An 18,035-nucleotide genomic window follows, 5' to 3' on the forward strand; every position below is an offset into this window, starting at 1 on the left:
TCAGAAACAGTCCCACCACTTTGACTGGACCTTTTTAACCTTCTTCGCCATCTTCTCCGAGACCTTAAAAGCTATATCATTGAAAGAATCCCTATACAAAGGATCATACAAAGCCGGCTCCCTCATCATCGAGAGATCAAACCCGGCAAGAGCAGCAATAATTGCAAGGTTCACATACGGAAGTGCACCCTCAACACTGTAGCCGCCCTCCAGAACTGCTGCAATCCTGCCACCGCATAGCTTTTCAGCCAGATAAACAGCCTCAGACATAAGATCAGCATAACCCTTTGTATCAAGGGCAAGCCTTGTCTGCTGATCAGTAAAATGATTGTCCTGCCCTGCCGATACAGCAATAAATCCCGGTTTAAACTCCTCAGCCGCCGGCACAATTATCTCCTTCATCAGATACCTGTACACTCTGCCCGAACTTCCGGGAGCAACCGGCATATTGATCGTCCGGCCCCTGGCATCCCCTTCCCCTATATCCTTAATTCTGCCTGTACCAGGAAAGCAGTGCTCCTGGTGAATCGAGATATACAAAACGTCCGGATCGTCATAAAATATATCCTGCGTACCGTTCCCGTGATGAGCGTCCCAGTCAATAATCATCAGCCGTTTAACACCTAAATTCTGAAGAGACCGCGTCATAACCGCCACATTGTTAAGGTAGCAGAAACCCCCGGCAAAATCCCGGCCTGCATGATGCCCCGGAGGACGGATAAGTGCAAAGGCATTTCTCACCTCACCAGACATTACAGCCTCTCCGGCAGTTACCGCACCTCCGGCAGAGAGGAGAGTATTATTTAAAAATCCGGGTGGAGCATATGTATTTTCATCAAATTCAGCACCGGAAATATCAGCCTCCTTAAGTCTCCGGAGATAATCTCCGGTATGAACTGCCAAAACCTCCTCATCAGTCGCCATCCGCGGATTAACCCTCAGAATCCTGGAATCGTCCCAGACCTCCTCCTCATCCAGCATATCAATGGTATATGCAATCCTCTCACGCCTCTCGGCATGTGTCGGAGTCTGCTCATGCAGGAGATAATCAGGATGATAAACAATTCCGGTTCTCATAACGCCTCCGATGAAATCCCCGGCGGAATTGCAATACAGAGATCAACAATCCGGCCCGCCCTCTCCTTATTCCGGACAACATCATACGCCCTGAAATTCCGGATAACAACATCCTCACAGTCCTCCTTTGGTGAACCCATCTCCATTGCAGTCCTCTTCAGCTCAAGAGTGCACTCCTCAATGAGATCATCATCAGAGTACCTCCTCTCCGGACGCCTCATCTCACCATTGACAATCATCCTCCCCTTCTCACTGTCATAACGGACATTAAGGGAGATACTCACCCTCGACACCGCAACACCAACCGCATTCGCCGAACCGGCATGCTCCGGAATTAAAACTTCAATGCCGGTAACCCCGGCAATCTCCGGCATAAGCAGAGGTGCAAGATAACCCGCTCCAATTATAAGATCAGGTGAGAAGACCGAGATCGCATTTTCCACCTTCTCAAAATAATCAGAAACGACCATATCGGCAACGCTCCGGTTCACATACCCCGAGGATTTATAATCGCCAATCTCGTACCCGCAGACATTTAAGGCATCAGTCAGTGTAAATGACCGCCCGCCAAACGCACGCGGAGCACCTTTCCTGAAAGGAAGAAGACCTCCGTCAACCAGGGAATCACCGCCATAAGGCAGGGACAGCGACCTGATACCGCGGATACCTGTATGCCCTCCGCCGAAATCAAGTTCCTCCTCCTCAGGCATACCGCCTTTCATGGGCACAAAATCAGTGGTAGTCCCACCTATATCAATAACAAGTGCATCCTTAATTCCGGTCAGGTACCCAGTACCCAGCACAACCGCCGTCTGACTGGAATTATAAAGCACTGAAGGATTGTTATATACAATCTCCGGAGAGGAAAGACCGCCGTCACCCTTCATAAAATAGAATTCTCTGCCCAAAAAATGGGCATTTACAATATCGCCCACTCCGAGCACAACTTCCCTCACCTGAGCATTAATCTTTGTAGTGGCAATCCTTGACGGAAATCCAATCTCCCCGATATAATAACTGAGTGCAATCCTCTTCTCATCAAAAAAACCGAGTGCGATCTCACGCACCCTCTCCTCCAGAGCAGGATTCCTGACAGAAAATTTCCCTGCAACTGCAAGATAGTCTGCATCTGTCCCTTCAAAAATCTCTCTGACCTCATCCGGATCAATCTCTTCCGCAACATCACCCCTGATTGTTACAGCACCCCTGACAGCACCCGGACGGACAATTCCGGGCCCTGGAATTGTAATAGTGCACAGCTCCTCCGGAGAACTCATAATAAGCCGGTTTAAAGGCTGGGACGTGCTTATCGCAAGCCTTCCGCCAATACTGACCTTAGAGAGTGCCGAGGATATACCGGCATCATTGGCTACCTTAACAGTCTCAATATTATTATCCCTGATAACTGCAATGTCAGTATTTGTCCCGCCGATATCAATTCCGGTAAACATTATCAGTCAAAATTATCAATAAATATCTTCAGAGGGGCACAGAGACATCTGCATATCTCCGGTTCAGACAGTACCATTAAATGTAATTTGTATGAGTCCTGAGCATAGGCACAACGCCGACACCGCCAAGATTGCCAACTGCCCACATATATCTCTCACGCACCCCTTCCGGCAGTTCCTTCTCTGAAATCTCATAAAATCCATACTGCCCGTAAAATTCAGTGAGGTGGCTTACTGCATACATATACAGGCCATCATTATGACATGCCTCAATAAGTGCATTCAAAACAAGACGGGCATAACCCCTTCCCCGGTAATCCTCCGGAGTATAAACCCCGTCAACCTCATATCCGTCCGAATGACGCCTGCACCTTGCAAGGGAAACAAGATCAGCACCGAGAAATGCCCCGAATATCCTGTCAGTCTTTGGGTCACCCGTAGTATTATGGTAATCCACCCAAACATCATTTGCCTTTGAAAATTCAGAAGCCTTTAGCTCACGGACCACAGGCACTACACCTGTATAACCTGAACCTGCCCTTCTGCCTGTATCTCCTGTCATAACCAATCACCTGATCCTGTAACCCTCAGGAGGCACCAGAATCTCAAACCTTGCACCTTTGCCGGGAATTCCGGTCTCAATAATATCAATTCCGGTAATAGATAAGATCTCATGTGTAAGGAAAAGGCCCCTTCCGTAACCTTCCTCACTGCTCTGCTTAAACAGGCCCTTCTTATCCGGAACTGCGATACCGGGGCCGTTATCCTCCACAATTACAGCACACCCGCTCTCCCGGATCTGATATGTGACAACAATTTTCGTCACATCACCGGCAAGATTCAGTGAATTGTCAAAGAGATGGCTGAATACAGAAGGCAGATACGGATCTGCAAAGATTTCAAGCCTCTCCGTCCATGCACGGTAATACACATCTCTGAAATCGAGCTTTACTGCCGCTTCACTGACGGCTGCCTGCACCATAACCCATGACGGAGGCTTTGTTCCAAGATCACGGAAGTCACGGGATATATTAATCTGCCTCTCAATCCCGCCTGCAGCATTCTTAATATCATTTACAAAAGAGAGAACCTCAGGATCCCTGAACTTAATTGTGCCCATTCTCAGATAACCATAGAGAACTGTAAGTTTATTTGAGAGATCAGTCCTGATTATTCCTGTAAGGGTATTCAGTTTTTTTGTGGTATTTGAGAGTGCAGATTCTGTCATCAGCTTATCAGTCACATCCCTGACAGACTCAACCGCACCGGTTACATTCCCGTATGGATCTTTCAGTGCAGCAGCCGTAAAGCGAAGGTATGCTCCGCCTTCACCCCTGAAGTGCCTGATAAGAACATCAGATATTAATTTATTCTCAACTCTTATGAGATCAGGGTACCTCGCCTCAATATCAGGATCTCCTGTCAGGATGAGATCAACAAGCATAGGCCGCCTTTCTCCGTAAAAGGGAAGAGAATACTCATAATTGCCCCTGTTTAAAATGGCCGATTTTTTTACACCCGTAAGAACCTCAGTCGCCTTATTCCAGGCAATCACAACTCCGTCCTTATTAACTGCAAAAGTGGCATCAGGAAGGAATTCGATGATATCATTCATTTCCTGCTCAGACTCACGCAGCCTGTATGAGAGAAGTGAGACAATCAGGCCCACCAGTGTAAAGATGACAACCCTTGAAGCTGTTGCAGCTATAAGAGAAACATCCGGAGGATAATTGAAATATAATATAAATCCACAATATATTACAGCAATTAACAGCAGAAACGGATAACAGCGCCTGGGATACCAGTATGCAGCAAGAATTACCGGAAAATAGAGCAGATGTGCAAGCACAGCGGTTATTCCAAGCAGTATCCCTGCAAGATTTACACCAACCGTAACCGCAGTTACAGCCAGAACAATTAATATCCGCCTCTGCCTGACCGGATTGGCATCATCAAAGATTGCATCAAATTTCATAATAGCGACCATTACCCACTACAACCATACTATTTCCCAAAAAGACTTCCACGCATGCCAGGAGATCCGGCATACACAAAAATCAGCTGTGAATAAATCCCTTTATTCCTCACCAAAATTCCGGACAGCATCCTCAGGGCAGATCAGTTCAAACCTTGCACCTTCACCGCTCTTTCCGGTCTCACGGATCTTAATGCCCGTAATTCCAAGGATCTCCCTTGAAAGAAACAGCCCAAACCCTGTGTTCATGCCATACTCATACGAGAAGATCTTCTCCTTGTCCCTCTCACGGATTCCTACCCCGTCATCCTCACAGATGACCTTAAATTTATCGCCAAAACTTTCGGTTCTGAACCGGATATATGTAATCTTGTCACCGTAACGGACGGCATTCTCAATAAGGTTGCTGAATACCTTCTCTATCATGGAATCGGCGTAGATTTCAACCCCTTCCGGAATTATATTTTCAAATCTTATATTGCCGGTCTGGGTATGCTTTAAGGAATTCATTACAAGGGTGTGCATATCCTGCCATATCGGAGTATGCATCCCAATCTCCTGGTAGTCGCCGGTAAATTCGATGGTATTCTTGGTTTTGTCAATCATACTGAAGGCTTTATCAATATTCTCCCAGGCGGAATCAGGTTCTTCATCCTTCAGAGTCATTGCAATCTCAATATACCCCTGCATTGCAGTTAACTGGTTGAGAATATCATGACGGGTGATGCTCGCCATAAGCTGAAGTTTCTTATTTGCCTCGGCAAGGGCATTCTCAACACGCTTCCGCTCGGTATTCTCACTGATAAGCTCCTCATTGGCATCTTTAAGGTCAAAAACTGCCTCTTTTAACTGTTCATTTAAAGAATTAAGCCTCTCCTGAGCCTCTTCAAGCTCGGAATTTTTCCTGACAGCAACGCCGTATGTAGAGAGAAGGATATTTAATATCTGTGTCCTGCCGGCATTGATTAAATAGTCCTTATCAGAATGACGGATTGAAAGGGCCTTCTGCTGGCCGTCCGGGTCAGGGTTATGCAGTGACGGGAGGATATTGGTTATCCATTTCTGAATATCGCTCTGCTCATAGGGCTTTATTATGAAATTATCTGCACCCGATTCAAGACCTTTTATTACATCCGCAGGGTCATAAAGCTGGGTTACAAGAATTACAGGTATATCCTTTGTATTATCATCTGACTTGATTCTCCGGCAGAGTTCATACCCGTCAATCTCCGGCATTACAATATCGGTCAGTACAATATCCGGTTTGTAAGAATTAATCTCACCGAGTGCCTCTCTGCCGTCTTCGGCAAGCATTACCCTGCATCCCTCCTCCTCAAGGATATAACGGAGGAATTCCGCCTGAGTACGGCTGTCTTCCACAACAAGGATTTTTATGGACTTTTTTGTTCTCTCTTCAGTCATGATACTCATCTGCCGGTTTTTGTTATTTTGATCTCCCCTTTAAAAAATATATTCAAATCAGACACCATTAATAAGTATTGTATAATCATAACTGATATTTATGCTTTAACAGTCGGATTTTTCCGGCACCGGATAATTCCGGAAAAATTGTAAATAGAACAGAGAACAGAGAAAAATAAAATAAAATAAAATAAAATAAAATAAAATAAAATAAAATAAAAATTCAAAAAAAGTTAAACCGGAGATTCATTCATCTCCAGGAATGTTGTTGTGATTCTTCCGTATTCTTCCGGAGCATAGGATGAGCCTGCATGCGGAATGCCCTTAAAACGGACAAGCCATGAGCCGCTTATCTGACCTGCAATATCAACAGCAACCGACTGCGGCGTAAGCTCATCCTCTGTGCCGGTTATCAGCATCACATCATTTGCAATACCGGAGAGGTTGTCATAGCAGCCGTCCCACTCAAGGTTTGCCACAGCCTCCTTTCTGACACCGGAATCGACATCCTCACCCTCTGCATTCTCCAGAAGAAGAGCATGCAGCTTTTCTGTCTCCGGAATACCGGCACTATACGTTGCAGATGACAAAACTGCCTTTCTGACCTTATCCGGGTGATTAATTAAAAGCTCCTGTGAAACAGACGAACCCATCGAGACACCATAGGTGTTCATGCTGTCATACCCAAGTGCTGTGATAAGCCCCGCCGCATCATCTGCAAGCTGTGCAACTGTAAACTGTGCATCAACATCAGTGCTCTCACCCATACCGCGGTGATCATATGCATATACATGATAGTTCTCAGATAGGATGCCAATAAATGTCTCATTCCAGCCATCCATTGTGCCGCCAAAACCCATAATCATGAGAAGCGGTTCAGTATTATCCGCACCGAATTCACGGTACCCAAGTGTAACGCCGTTTACCTCACTGTAATGAACCGGCGTATTTTCATATGAGATCTCCGGCAGAGTCTTATCAGCCGGAATTTTGTCCGGACTCCCGGAATCAGCCGGAGCAGCTGTGCATCCGGCTGCAAAGAGAAGACAGACTGTAAAGATGAGAGTTATTGCGATAATAATTGCTTTTTTCATAATATCCCTGCCATTTGTATATTATCTGAACTGAGCCGGATATATAATTAAGGATTTTATGCACAGAAATTCCGGTGCATAACCGCCGTACGCATGGTCATACCCGTCCTTTTAACAGATCACCAACGAGGCTTAAAAAGTTGCCCTCATTAAATCCTTTCTTTGTTATATACGCACTGGCACCGCAGAATGCTCCCTGCTGCCTGTCCTCCGGAGTATCAAGTGAGGTTACAAGAATTATCGGTATTGAAGCAAACTGCTCCTCCGCACGGACCTTTTCAGTCAGTGTGAATCCGCTCATCCTCGGCATATCAACATCAGATATGACAATATCAGCACCCTTTTCTTTGAGCTTTAAGAGACCTTCAATTCCGTTTGTTGCCGTCTCAACCAGATAGCCGGAATTTTCAAGTATCTTTTTGATATAAAATCTTGAGGTCACTGAATCTTCCACAACAAGCACTCTCCCTGAGATCTCTTTAAATCCCGGTGCCCCCTTTCTGAGATAAGAGTCATTCAGTGCCTCTTCAATCAGTTCAAGCGGATCAATAACAAGGGCGATATCGCCATCACCAAGCACTGACGCACCTGAAACTTTTTTAATGTGCTTAAGCTGGCTGCCAAGATTCCGGACAACAATCTCCTGCACCCTGACGATCTCATCGACAATAAAGCCGATCTGCCCGACTCCGTATGAGAGAATCACAACCGGAATTTTCCTGCCCTCCCTTACGGATTTATCATATTCATAGACTCCAAAGACATCTGATAACTTAATAAGCCCTATGGAATCACCCCTGTACCTCACAGAATGGTGCATACCTTTTGAGGATATATCACCCGGATCAACGGCAATGACCTTCTTCACCTGCTGTTTCGGGAATATAAATGTCTGCCCGCAGGAGTTTACAATAACTCCCCTGAAGGTTGCAAGTCTGAGCGGGAGCCTGATTGTAATCTCCGTCCCCTTTCCCTTCTCAGACAATACCTCAATGTCGCCGTTTAGGTGTGTGATGGCATCAACAACTATTGCAAGGCCAAGACCCCTTCCGGAAAACTCGGTTATCATCGGACTTGTTGTAAGTCCTGACCTGAATATGAGGTTTTTTACCTCTTCATCGCTTAACTTTTCCTCTCTTCTGGTGCTGATAATCCCTTTATCCACGGCTGTCCGGCGGACTTTGCTGGTGTCAATACCCGCACCGTCATCAGATATTTTAATCCCTACCCGGCTGCCTGAGAGGGGGAATATCTTAATACTCACTACCCCTTTAGGTGGTTTGCCAAGTGCTGCCCTCTCTGCCGGCATTTCAATGCCATGGTCAAGACTGTTTCTTATAAGGTGCAAAATAGGGTCTGAGAGTGACTCAAGGATACGCCTGTCCATCTCAATACTGCCGCCTTCTGTCACAAGTTCCGCAGCCTTGCCAAGATCTCTGGACAGTTCCCTGACGTGCTCTGAAAAAGGGTTTAATATGGTTGAAAACGGGATGAGAACAGCATCATGGATGAGATCTGAGATCTCAGATGTGCTTGCTTCGAGAGATGAACGGTCAATCTCGGTAGCCCTGACATGCCTTTCAAGGTCATGACGAAGATTTGTGACAAAATCACGGTTGAATTCAAGAAATTTGAGTATATGTTCAAGACTCCGGATAAAATCAGGCGGCATATCAGAGATATCCTCAGACATAAGAGTCTTTCTGATATTATAAATATCATTAAAATTCTGGCTCTCATTCCACCTCCAGAGGTTAAAACCTGAGATCATATCCTCAAGTTCCCGCATCCTCTGGGTGATCAGAAGCCTTGTGGTGAGCAGGTCGTCAGAACCCTGAATAAGCCTGTCAAGCTTTTTAGCGGAAATTTTTACGGTATCCCTGGCGGATTTACGGGCCTCAAAATCTTCATAGCCATATCCCGGACTTAATGATGAGATACTGTCGTAAACAACCTTCCCCACCGGAGTTATGCCGCCGGAATCGGGCTCTGTATTGTCCTTCCCGTCAGCGGTTCCCGGCCCCGGGTCCCCGTCTGTCTCCTGAAGTCCGCCACTTTCACTTATGTCCGGTCCTTTATCAAATGAATTTTTTTTTTCGCCCGGAATTATATCAGTTCTCCGGGTATCAGCATCTGCCGTATCCGGCTGGTTCTCACGGCTAAGTTTTCTCAGACTCCGGATAATATTTATTGAAGTATCACCTGAGGATTTCTCTTCAGCTAAAAGGCCCCTGATAGTCTTTAATGTCCTGTGGAAGAGGTCAAATTCGGCCTCTTCAGGCACAAAAGCCCCTTTCTGCATCAGTGAAAATACGTTCTCCAGATTCTGGCAGACTGAGACAATCTCAGGGAAGTTCACAGCACGTGCTGCACCCTTTAAACTGTGTGTCTTTCTGTATATCCTCTCAGTTATATCCGGACTTCCGGCTGCACCTCTTTTTTCAAGGGTTAAAAGACCCTCAGCTATATCTGTCAGGTGCTCATCCGCCTCCCCTCGGAATGTCTCAATTAACTGTCTGCGGAATCTGTCGCCGGAATCTGTCATGGATCTAATCAGACGCGGTATTTCTCTGTGATATTCTTCAGGCGTATGCCAAGTTCGTGCAGGTCCTCTGCTGTCTTTTCAGCCTGCCTTGTAATTTCAAGGTTCTTCTGGGCGGCATCGCGGATATTGACCATTGCAAGTGATATCTGGTCCATGCCGGCGACCTGCTCCTCGATTGACGATGCACTCTCAATTGACGCCTTTGAGGAGTCTGCAATTGAATTGGCTAAAACTTCAATCGCCTCACTGGCCCGGCTCGTAAGAGATACTGCATCAGATATAGACTCATTGCCCTGCTCAGTCGATACGACAGTGGACGAGACACCACGCTGGATATCGGTCAGGATCATCCTGATCTTTGCCGTTGCCTGCTTTGACTGCTCGGCAAGCTCATGTATCTCATGCGCAACAACAGCAAATCCTCTTCCAAGTTCTCCCGCCTTTGCTGCCTCAATAGAGGCATTTACGGCAAGAAGATTCGATCTCTCAGAGATGTCAGTGACAGTTGCTATGATCTCACCTATTGCCTGGCTCTGCTCTGACAGTTTTATTACATTTGTCCCTATCAGGTTCATCTGTTTCTGGATCTGGTTCATTCCGTCAAGAATTTCCCGGACTGATTTCTGGCCGTCAGATGAGACCTGAATTGCCTTCATTGCCTTCTCAGATACCGACTGGGTCTTCCGGTTGACCAGATCGGTCTTCTTCCTGACAAGTTCAACTGTATCTGAGGTTGAATTGACCGTAGTTGCCGTATCCAGACTTGCGGATGAGAGCTGGGTAGTCACTGTGAGAATCTCACTTGATGCAGATGAGAGGACTGAAACACCCTCATAGATCTCTTCCGTAATGAGTTTCATTAAGCGTGACAGTTCAATACCTATTGTGTTTAAGGCATCACGGTAAGCGACAAATTCACCGGCCACAGGGATTTTTTCGTCAAAACGGGCAGTAAAATCACCCTGTGCATAGTACCTGGCAAGACGCATCGCCTCATTTACCGGTTCGGTTATTGATTCAAGTGTTTTATTGAATCCGGCAATGATCATCCGGTATCCTCCATGGAATGCATCCTCATTACCCCTGACTGAGAGGTCACCGGCACGTGCTGCGTCTGTCATCTTGATTGTCTCATTATGCAGATGATCGAGCGACTGGAGCATAATCTTCAGCGCCGGACGGATCTCATCATGTTCATCAGTGACATTGAAATCCTGTACATACTCTCCTTTGGCAATTTTTTTGATATTTCCTACGATATTTACCTGAAGGTCCTCGGCAAACTCATCCATTGTCCTTGCCATTATACCGATCTCATCCTGGCGGCGGATATTTAACCGGGCAGAGAGATGACCGTTTCTAAGCTCCTTTATCATAACAACCACCTGCTGGAGCGGTTCTGAAATAGACCGGCCGAATAATATTGCAATGGCGGCTCCGATACAGATAAAGGCAGTTACAATAACAAAGATGGTGTTTCTGATGGTGTCAGTCGGGCCTGAGAAATCAGAGAGTTCTGCTCTTGATACAATAAACCAGTCAAGGGGTTCGTAATATGTATAGGCATCAAGCACATTCTGATCATTATTTTCATTGATGATCCCTTCCCTGTTATTAAGCATCTCCCGGAAGAACGCCTGATCGGCTATATTATCGCCTTCCATGGTAGGATGAATAAGCACATTGCCCTCACTGTCAACAACATACATATATCCATTTTCACCAACAACCGTATCCCTGATACTGTTTTTGACTACATCAAGCGTCTCCTCCTCCTCAGTTCCGACATAAAGGATGCCTATCGTTTTTCCGTCTGCGTCTTTGATCGGTTCATAAGCAGTGACATAATTCACTCCGAAGAGGTCACGCTTACCGTAATATGTCTCACCATCCCTGACTGTTACATCAAATACATTGTCAGTCAGGCGCGTACCGACAGCCCTCGAACCGTCTTTCTCCTCTACGTTTGTTGATACACGGATGGCGTAACTGTCATTGTACACCTGAAATATCGTCGCCGTTCCGCCCACAAGTTCACGGACGAGATCAACAACCTCAAAATTGTCATTAACTATGTATTTCTGTCCTTCACTATTGACAAGCATCATCTCGCCGTCAGCTATTGAAGGAGTCCCTTTCCTGTAAAAATTCTGCCTCAGAACATTTAAATCACTGTTAACCTTATTTCTGGTCAGTTTATAGACATCGTTCGTCCACCCTTTCATATCGTGAACCTGTGTCTGAAGCAGAGTCTCACTCTCGTCATTAATTACTCCGCTTGAAACCGAGTTTGCAACAAGCCCTATTGACAGGGACGGCATTATTGCAAGAAAGAGACAGATCACAAGGATTTTTGTGCCTACCTTCATATTAGAGAAAAACTGAACCATTAAAACGCCCTCTTACCTGAAATTATCAGAATTTACAATATATCTAATAAATTCAGACATTTAATAAGAGTTTCTATTATGCCGGAAATCTTACAGGCCAAAAGTCCGTTATAACAGAAATTTCCGGAGATAAAAATTAATGAAATCAAATTTCCGGAGATAAAAACCCAGAATTTGCCTGCCGGAATGATTATTTCTCATCAATAATCATACCGGGATCTGAGAGCAGGACTTCAGCATTAAGAACAATGAGAGAATCTTTTGCAATCCCCCTGATATATTTTATATCAATAGGGGAAGTCTTCTCATCCGGAACTTTAAGCTGATTTACCGGAATCGAACCGATGTCGGTTATATAGTCTGCAAGGATTCCAAATGTCAGTTCTTCATTGCTGAGAATAATTACACGGTTCAGATCGGTAATTCCTGCCTTTGGCAGCCGGAATAATACCCGAAGGTTAACAAGAGAGATGATTTCCCCCCTCAGTGCAAAAATTCCCATGATGAAATCCGGAATTCCGGGTATCGGGGTTATCTTCTCGTTGATTAAAACCTCCCGTATATATTTCATCTCAACCGCGTATTCGGTATACATCAGACGGAAGCGGAGAATTTCAATCTTTTCACTCTCTTCTGCCTCCCCTTCCGGCATTCCTATCTGCTCTCTTCTCTCTTTAAGTATCTCTTTAATCTTCTCAAAGTCAGGGTATTCATAGCCGTGATATATCGGGGAACCGGAAGTTATCCCAACCGTTGCGGTCTTCCGGGATATATTCTCCTCTTTTGAAAGATTAGAAATACTGTCAGAAAGAACAGATCTAACAGATACTTCAGAATCTTTTGATTCAGCCCTCTTCCTGATATAACCGGAGATATGCCTGTAACTGCCCTTTAAACCCTGGGCAATGAACTCATTTATATCTGAAATCACCAGAACTATCTTATCGGACGGATAACCGGATTTTATACCGGATTTTATCAATCCTTTGGTTTCCGAAATCTCTGCCTGCTCAGTCCCGGATATTTCGGTATAGATTTCCAGACCGGGAAGTCCTGACAACAGTTTTTTAGCCGGAATTTCGGGACTGTCATCATTCCCGGATTTAACTTCAGAAGACAGGCCGTATTTATCTTCATTGCCTCCTGTGCCAAAGAGTTGATCAGCCCCGCATACCCGGTCAATACTCTCAACCCATAATGCACAGTTACCCGCAGCCGGATTTGCAATAATTAATTTGTCTGTAAGTTCCGGTTCCGGCAGACTTTCGCCAAAGAAGACGTCCGGAGAATATACTGTTACAGCATTTCCGTGAAAACTGAAACTTCCGGCAACTCCTCTCTCCATCTCAGTAAGAGAACTGTCATCCGTAATCTCAACCATTCTGATGACATTGTCTACATCAGTAACAGGAACTGCACAACGGAAATTTCCGGCACAGAAGAGGAGCATGCTGCCGGATACAATTCCGGAATTTTTGGGCTGCATATCTAAGTAATGTGAATATTGTCTTTAAATATTAAAAGATTAAGGGTTTTGGGCCGCAGACACTAAATGATTACATGCTTCATGGTTTCAGCAGAATCAGGTGCAAGATAGCCTTTCATATTATGGTTTTCCTTGACCCTGATATAAATCCGGTTACCGGTTCTTTTTATATAATTATATCCGGATTCTCTGCTCTTTACGCTCAGGTCGTCATAAAGAGTGGCATATCTCTCTTCAATTGAACTGAATCTGTCATAATCCGAACCAAGCTCCATGAAGGAACTGTCCTTTAAGAGATAGGCATCACCCTCAGTGCTCTTTAATAACGGACGTGTGCCGTATTTTCCGGTGACGGTATTGCATGCGGTAACTATCAGCAGATTTTCATCCCTGTCTGCTATAACCATGCCTGCACGATATTTTGGCGAATATCCCGGAGATGGATAAATTCCGGACGGGTAATGCGAAGCTGAAATTCCGGAATAGAATTCTTCTGAAGATTCATCAGGTTCAGGAGGACTGCCGGGAGCTTTGTTCATATCAGGTATGTCAGATATATCAGGTGTATCTGTCTTACCTAAAATATTGCCGGCAGGACCATCATCTGAATAATTATCAGAACTGTTTCCTGTAAAATTTCCGGAATAAAAAGCTTCATCATTTAAAGATCCGTTTCCGGAGATATTCCCGGATATATTATCAGCAGAACTCTCTTTGGAAAGTTCAGCTCTCCCGGCCTCAGTTCTGCTCACCATCTGCATATACTCAGACGGGCTCTGACATACTCCCACGGCTAAAGCACGTGGGGTTCTGACGTTGTTTGACATTCTTCAAACATTGCGTCGTGGGGTATCAGTGCTCCCATCGTGTACATCTCTTTCTGTACACGATCAACCATGCTTTTTTGACGATTTGCTATGTTGAATGCAGCATTTACATCAGCATGATCAACGTGGCCACAATGTGGACACTTAAACTCTTTTCCGTTACGAATTCCTATTTTACCACAAATTGAACAGTTTTGAGATGTATATGCAGGATCTATATAATACACCGGAACGCCAAGCAGCTTAGCCTTATATTCTACAAATAACTGTAGTTGATAAAATGACCAACTGTTCAAGGCGTATTTAAACGATTTACTCTGTTTCCGGGAGTTACGAATCCCTTTTAAATCTTCAAATACAAGACCTGCATTTTGTTCTTTAGCAATATTAACAATCCTGCGACTTATTTTATGGTTTAAATCTTTGACAATTCGGGATTCTTTATCCTTTATCTTCTTCAATTGTCTGAATTTTCCCTGTCTTTGAAGTCGTTTACGAATTGCAGAATATTTATTGTGGATATGAAGTGCTTTTTTACCAAGCTTTTCAATTTTTCCAGTATCTGGATTTGCCAATACAGCAATATGGCCCGTAGTGTTCCGATCAACCCCTATAAATGCAGAGGGTATCATCTCGGACTCTTCTTTGACGGTGCACGATATATAAGCAAACTTTTTATCAATTTCAATTTGATTTATTTTCTCAAAATCAGGGAATTGATAATTCAATGTTAATTTTAATGGAACTATTGTGATAATCCGATTATCTTTATCGACTCTGATTGATTGATTTGGAATAACTAAATTTACATTATGTACTCGTTTAATCTTTTTCTGGTTACCATATTTCCGCAATATTTGGTTAGATATTGCTGATTTTAATCCAATATCTTTAACTGCTTTAGAAGACCTGCACTTTGGATTCCTGACTGCAAACTCCGCTACTTTAAAGGCTTTTTTTAGGTCTTCAGTGAAGTCCTGATTGTGACGGATTTTATAGGTCAGAATCATAATTAGTTCTTTTTTTGATCTTCGATGTATTTTTTTACAATTTCGTCTGAAATATGACCACAACTCTCACAATAATAACTTCTGGTCCATAATGTTGGAAGACGGGTTCTCAATGTGCTAAACTCCTGTCTTAAAATTCTTGAAGTATAACCTTTAAATTGCTGAATAACCCAATGTGGGCTTGCAGTTGGTTTTGTTTTAACAAATAAATGTAGGTGGTCCGGCATGATTTCCATAACTTCAATTATCACATCAATATCAGATGCCTTTTCATGCAATAACTCTTTCAACCTTACTGCAACATCTGGTTGTAGGACATTTCGCCTATATTTAGGACACCAAATAATATGATACCCAATATTATATACGCAGGTATTCGCATGAGTCCAGCGTTCTTTTTTTGCCAACAGTATAATTATCTAGGGGTAAGAATATATAGTTATTGTCGTGATATAGACGCATTCATCCCACGACTAAAGTCGTGGGCTTTCTGCTGCCATGATCGTAAACTGAACTGAAGACCTGTGATTTAATCTCAGGTGAGCCGGAAGAACCGCCGGTTCCGATAAATTCGCCCTTAATATCAACAATTTCGCCGACTGAAACCGAACCGGAAGCAAAACTGAGGAGAACTGAGTATATATCTCCGGAATAGTCCCCGTTTTCCTGCTTATCCGTTGAAACAAGAATATTATAGCCGGTATTATCAGCTGAGATCTCAGTTATTTTTCCGGTGATGTGAATTATTTCACCGGAATAACGACCCGGATCTGAGACTAAAAGGCTGTACGGGAGATATTCCGGATGCAATAACCGTTCTTCAGCCAGGGCTGTACTGGCTTTGGACTCTTTTGCAGCGTCCTCCCCCATGCATCCTGAGAGAAGAACCATAAGCGAAATCAGAACGACAATCACTGCTGCCTTTGTGCAGGCCCCCATGCCGGAGAATAATCCGTCCTGTAATATACTGTTATGCCCGACATTTCCGGAATCCTTCAGATTACAGGAGATCAGAATAGCGGTCTGAAACATAATTCAGGACAGACTCCATAATTCAGGACAGACTCCATAATTCAGGACAGATGATAAAGATAAGGTATTTATTTAAAAAAAGAAAGAAAATAATTAAATATGGAAAATTCTCCCGGAATTTCGGGAGGCAAAGGTTATGGCCTCCTGATTTTCTCCATATCCCTTGCAGCTTTTATGTCATCCCTTGACGGGACCATAGTAAATATTGCACTCCCAACGATATCCAGCTCTTTTGGTATATCCTCAAGTTCTGTGAGCTGGGTTGCTACTGCATACCTCCTTGTAATGGCAGGATGTGTACTGATATTTGGGAAAATATCAGATGTAATCGGCTTTAAAAGGGTTTTTTTATCCGGATTCATAATCTTTACAATAGGATCTTTTGCCTGCGCTCTTCTGCCTGATATTTTTGGCTCGTTTCTGACTCTCGTTGGTTCGAGGGTATTTCAGGCGATAGGGGGAGCCATGATAACCGCAATTGCACCTGCTATGATAACTGCCTACATACCGATGCAGCAGAAAGGAAAAGCGATGGGCATTATAATGACCATTGCAGCTCTCGGAACAGCTCTTGGCCCGACTGTCGGAGGTGTACTGACGCAGTACCTCTCATGGCACTGGATATTTCTGATCAATGTTCCGGTGGGGATTGCAGCAGTCATAATCGGAATAAAGGCAATACCGGCCCATGTCAGCAACGGTTCAACACTTGACAACTTTGACAGAGCCGGGGCGGCTCTCATATTCACCGGACTTGCAACCCTTCTCTTTGCAGTATCTGAAGGTCAGGATCTTGGCTGGACATCACTTCCAATACTGGTATCTCTCGCAATTGCAGTATTCTCCATTGCACTTTTTATACGTCATGAATTAAGTTCATCAGATCCTCTGCTTGAACTGAGACTCTTTAAGAAGAAGAACTTCCTCTTCTCAAACCTGATTATGTGCCTTGTATTCCTGAGTTTTGCCGGAATCAATTATCTCCTGCCGTTTTATCTCGAATATGTGCAGGGTTTTGACTCATCAACAGCAGGGCTTATAATTACATCACTCTCGTTTGCAATGATGTTTGCAGGAATTCTGGCAGGAATGCTTTACAATAAGACGGGAGGAAGATTACTCTGCATAGCCGCTTCACTTGCGATACTTGCAGGGTATTACCTGATGACAAAACTGCATGCAGATACGTCAACGGGCTATGTCATTATCTGCCTCATACTGATAGGATTCGGACTTGGAATGATGGTGACTCCTGTATCAAGTATGATCTTAAATTCGGTCGGCAAAAAATACCAGGGGATGGTCTCAAGCTTAACAAGCCTTGAGAGATTTGCACCTATGACGATAGGTATAGCAATATTCAACCTGATATTCCTCCAGGGAATATCGCTTGTTGCAGCCCGGCAGAATGTAACATCACAGGCTCCGGTAAATATAAAAATGGAGGTTTTGTCTTCCGGATTTGACCTCGCCTTCTTTGGGGCTTTTGTTCTTGCAATAATTATTGTTATATTCTCATTTATTGCAAAAGATGAGATCCATCCTGATTATCTGGAAGATGATGGTAACAATGAGATCGCCGGCGGGATGATCTAAAAAAAGAACACTTTTTTTTAAATCATATATTTTATCTTCAGAATTCTGATTAACCGGAATCTAGATATACATTGACAATATATTCCTGATCATCACAAATCAATATCACTGATGATAATTTATACCGGAA

14 protein-coding genes are annotated in these 18,035 nt (G+C 44.1%); 1 reads left to right on the forward strand and 13 read right to left on the reverse strand.

Annotated features, from left to right (window positions below):
• From METLIM_RS10075 to METLIM_RS10135, 13 genes are all read right to left on the reverse strand, one after another.
• The gene (locus tag METLIM_RS10075) at positions 1-1,077 is read right to left on the reverse strand and encodes a histone deacetylase family protein (protein WP_004078310.1); all 1,077 of its coding nucleotides are present in this window, start codon (positions 1,075-1,077) and stop codon (positions 1-3) included.
• Complete coding sequence (locus tag METLIM_RS10080) at positions 1,074-2,528, reverse strand: hydantoinase/oxoprolinase family protein (RefSeq protein WP_004078312.1); 1,455 nt, start codon at positions 2,526-2,528, stop codon at positions 1,074-1,076. Before METLIM_RS10080 ends, METLIM_RS10075 begins: the two co-directional genes overlap by 4 nt.
• A 76-nt stretch (positions 2,529-2,604) precedes the next feature.
• On the reverse strand, positions 2,605-3,090 hold the full coding sequence (locus METLIM_RS10085; protein ID WP_004078315.1) for a GNAT family N-acetyltransferase: 486 nt from the start codon (positions 3,088-3,090) through the stop codon (positions 2,605-2,607).
• 6 nt (positions 3,091-3,096) lie between these two features.
• Complete coding sequence (locus tag METLIM_RS10090) at positions 3,097-4,503, reverse strand: ATP-binding protein (protein ID WP_157202284.1); 1,407 nt, start codon at positions 4,501-4,503, stop codon at positions 3,097-3,099.
• 102 nt (positions 4,504-4,605) lie between these two features.
• Positions 4,606-5,925 carry a hybrid sensor histidine kinase/response regulator gene (locus METLIM_RS10095; RefSeq protein ID WP_157202285.1) on the reverse strand — a complete coding sequence of 440 codons (1,320 nt, stop codon included), beginning with the start codon at positions 5,923-5,925 and terminating at the stop codon, positions 4,606-4,608.
• Between the two features lie 233 nt (positions 5,926-6,158).
• Entirely contained in the window at positions 6,159-7,019 is an 861-nt protein-coding gene (locus METLIM_RS10100) for an alpha/beta fold hydrolase (RefSeq protein ID WP_004078321.1), read from the reverse strand.
• Positions 7,020-7,116: 97 nt separating this feature from the next.
• Positions 7,117-9,564 (reverse strand): hybrid sensor histidine kinase/response regulator, encoded by a 2,448-nt coding sequence (locus tag METLIM_RS10105; RefSeq protein ID WP_004078323.1) that lies wholly within the window; start codon positions 9,562-9,564, stop codon positions 7,117-7,119.
• Between the two features lie 8 nt (positions 9,565-9,572).
• Complete coding sequence (locus METLIM_RS10110; RefSeq protein ID WP_004078324.1) at positions 9,573-11,954, reverse strand: methyl-accepting chemotaxis protein; 2,382 nt, start codon at positions 11,952-11,954, stop codon at positions 9,573-9,575.
• A 190-nt stretch (positions 11,955-12,144) separates the two neighbouring features.
• On the reverse strand, positions 12,145-13,440 hold the full coding sequence (locus tag METLIM_RS15650) for a chemotaxis protein CheW (protein ID WP_004078327.1): 1,296 nt from the start codon (positions 13,438-13,440) through the stop codon (positions 12,145-12,147).
• A gap of 62 nt (positions 13,441-13,502) precedes the next feature.
• Positions 13,503-14,267, reverse strand: a complete 765-nt coding sequence (locus METLIM_RS10120) for a hypothetical protein (RefSeq protein ID WP_004078329.1) — start codon at positions 14,265-14,267, stop codon at positions 13,503-13,505.
• Positions 14,234-15,277: an RNA-guided endonuclease InsQ/TnpB family protein gene (locus METLIM_RS10125; RefSeq protein WP_004078331.1), complete on the reverse strand. Its 1,044-nt coding sequence runs from the start codon at positions 15,275-15,277 to the stop codon at positions 14,234-14,236. Before METLIM_RS10125 ends, METLIM_RS10120 begins: the two co-directional genes overlap by 34 nt.
• A gap of 2 nt (positions 15,278-15,279) precedes the next feature.
• Positions 15,280-15,684 (reverse strand): IS200/IS605 family transposase, encoded by a 405-nt coding sequence (gene tnpA, locus METLIM_RS10130; protein ID WP_004076326.1) that lies wholly within the window; start codon positions 15,682-15,684, stop codon positions 15,280-15,282.
• 55 nt (positions 15,685-15,739) lie between these two features.
• The gene (locus METLIM_RS10135; RefSeq protein ID WP_004078333.1) at positions 15,740-16,309 is read right to left on the reverse strand and encodes a hypothetical protein; all 570 of its coding nucleotides are present in this window, start codon (positions 16,307-16,309) and stop codon (positions 15,740-15,742) included.
• Positions 16,310-16,408: 99 nt separating this feature from the next.
• Between METLIM_RS10135 and METLIM_RS10140 the strand changes: the two genes are divergently transcribed.
• Positions 16,409-17,905 (forward strand): DHA2 family efflux MFS transporter permease subunit, encoded by a 1,497-nt coding sequence (locus METLIM_RS10140; RefSeq protein WP_004078334.1) that lies wholly within the window; start codon positions 16,409-16,411, stop codon positions 17,903-17,905.
• The last annotated feature ends 130 nt before the right edge of the window (positions 17,906-18,035 follow it).

It is taken from the genome of Methanoplanus limicola DSM 2279, assembly GCF_000243255.1.
Classification (GTDB): domain Archaea; phylum Halobacteriota; class Methanomicrobia; order Methanomicrobiales; family Methanomicrobiaceae; genus Methanoplanus; species Methanoplanus limicola.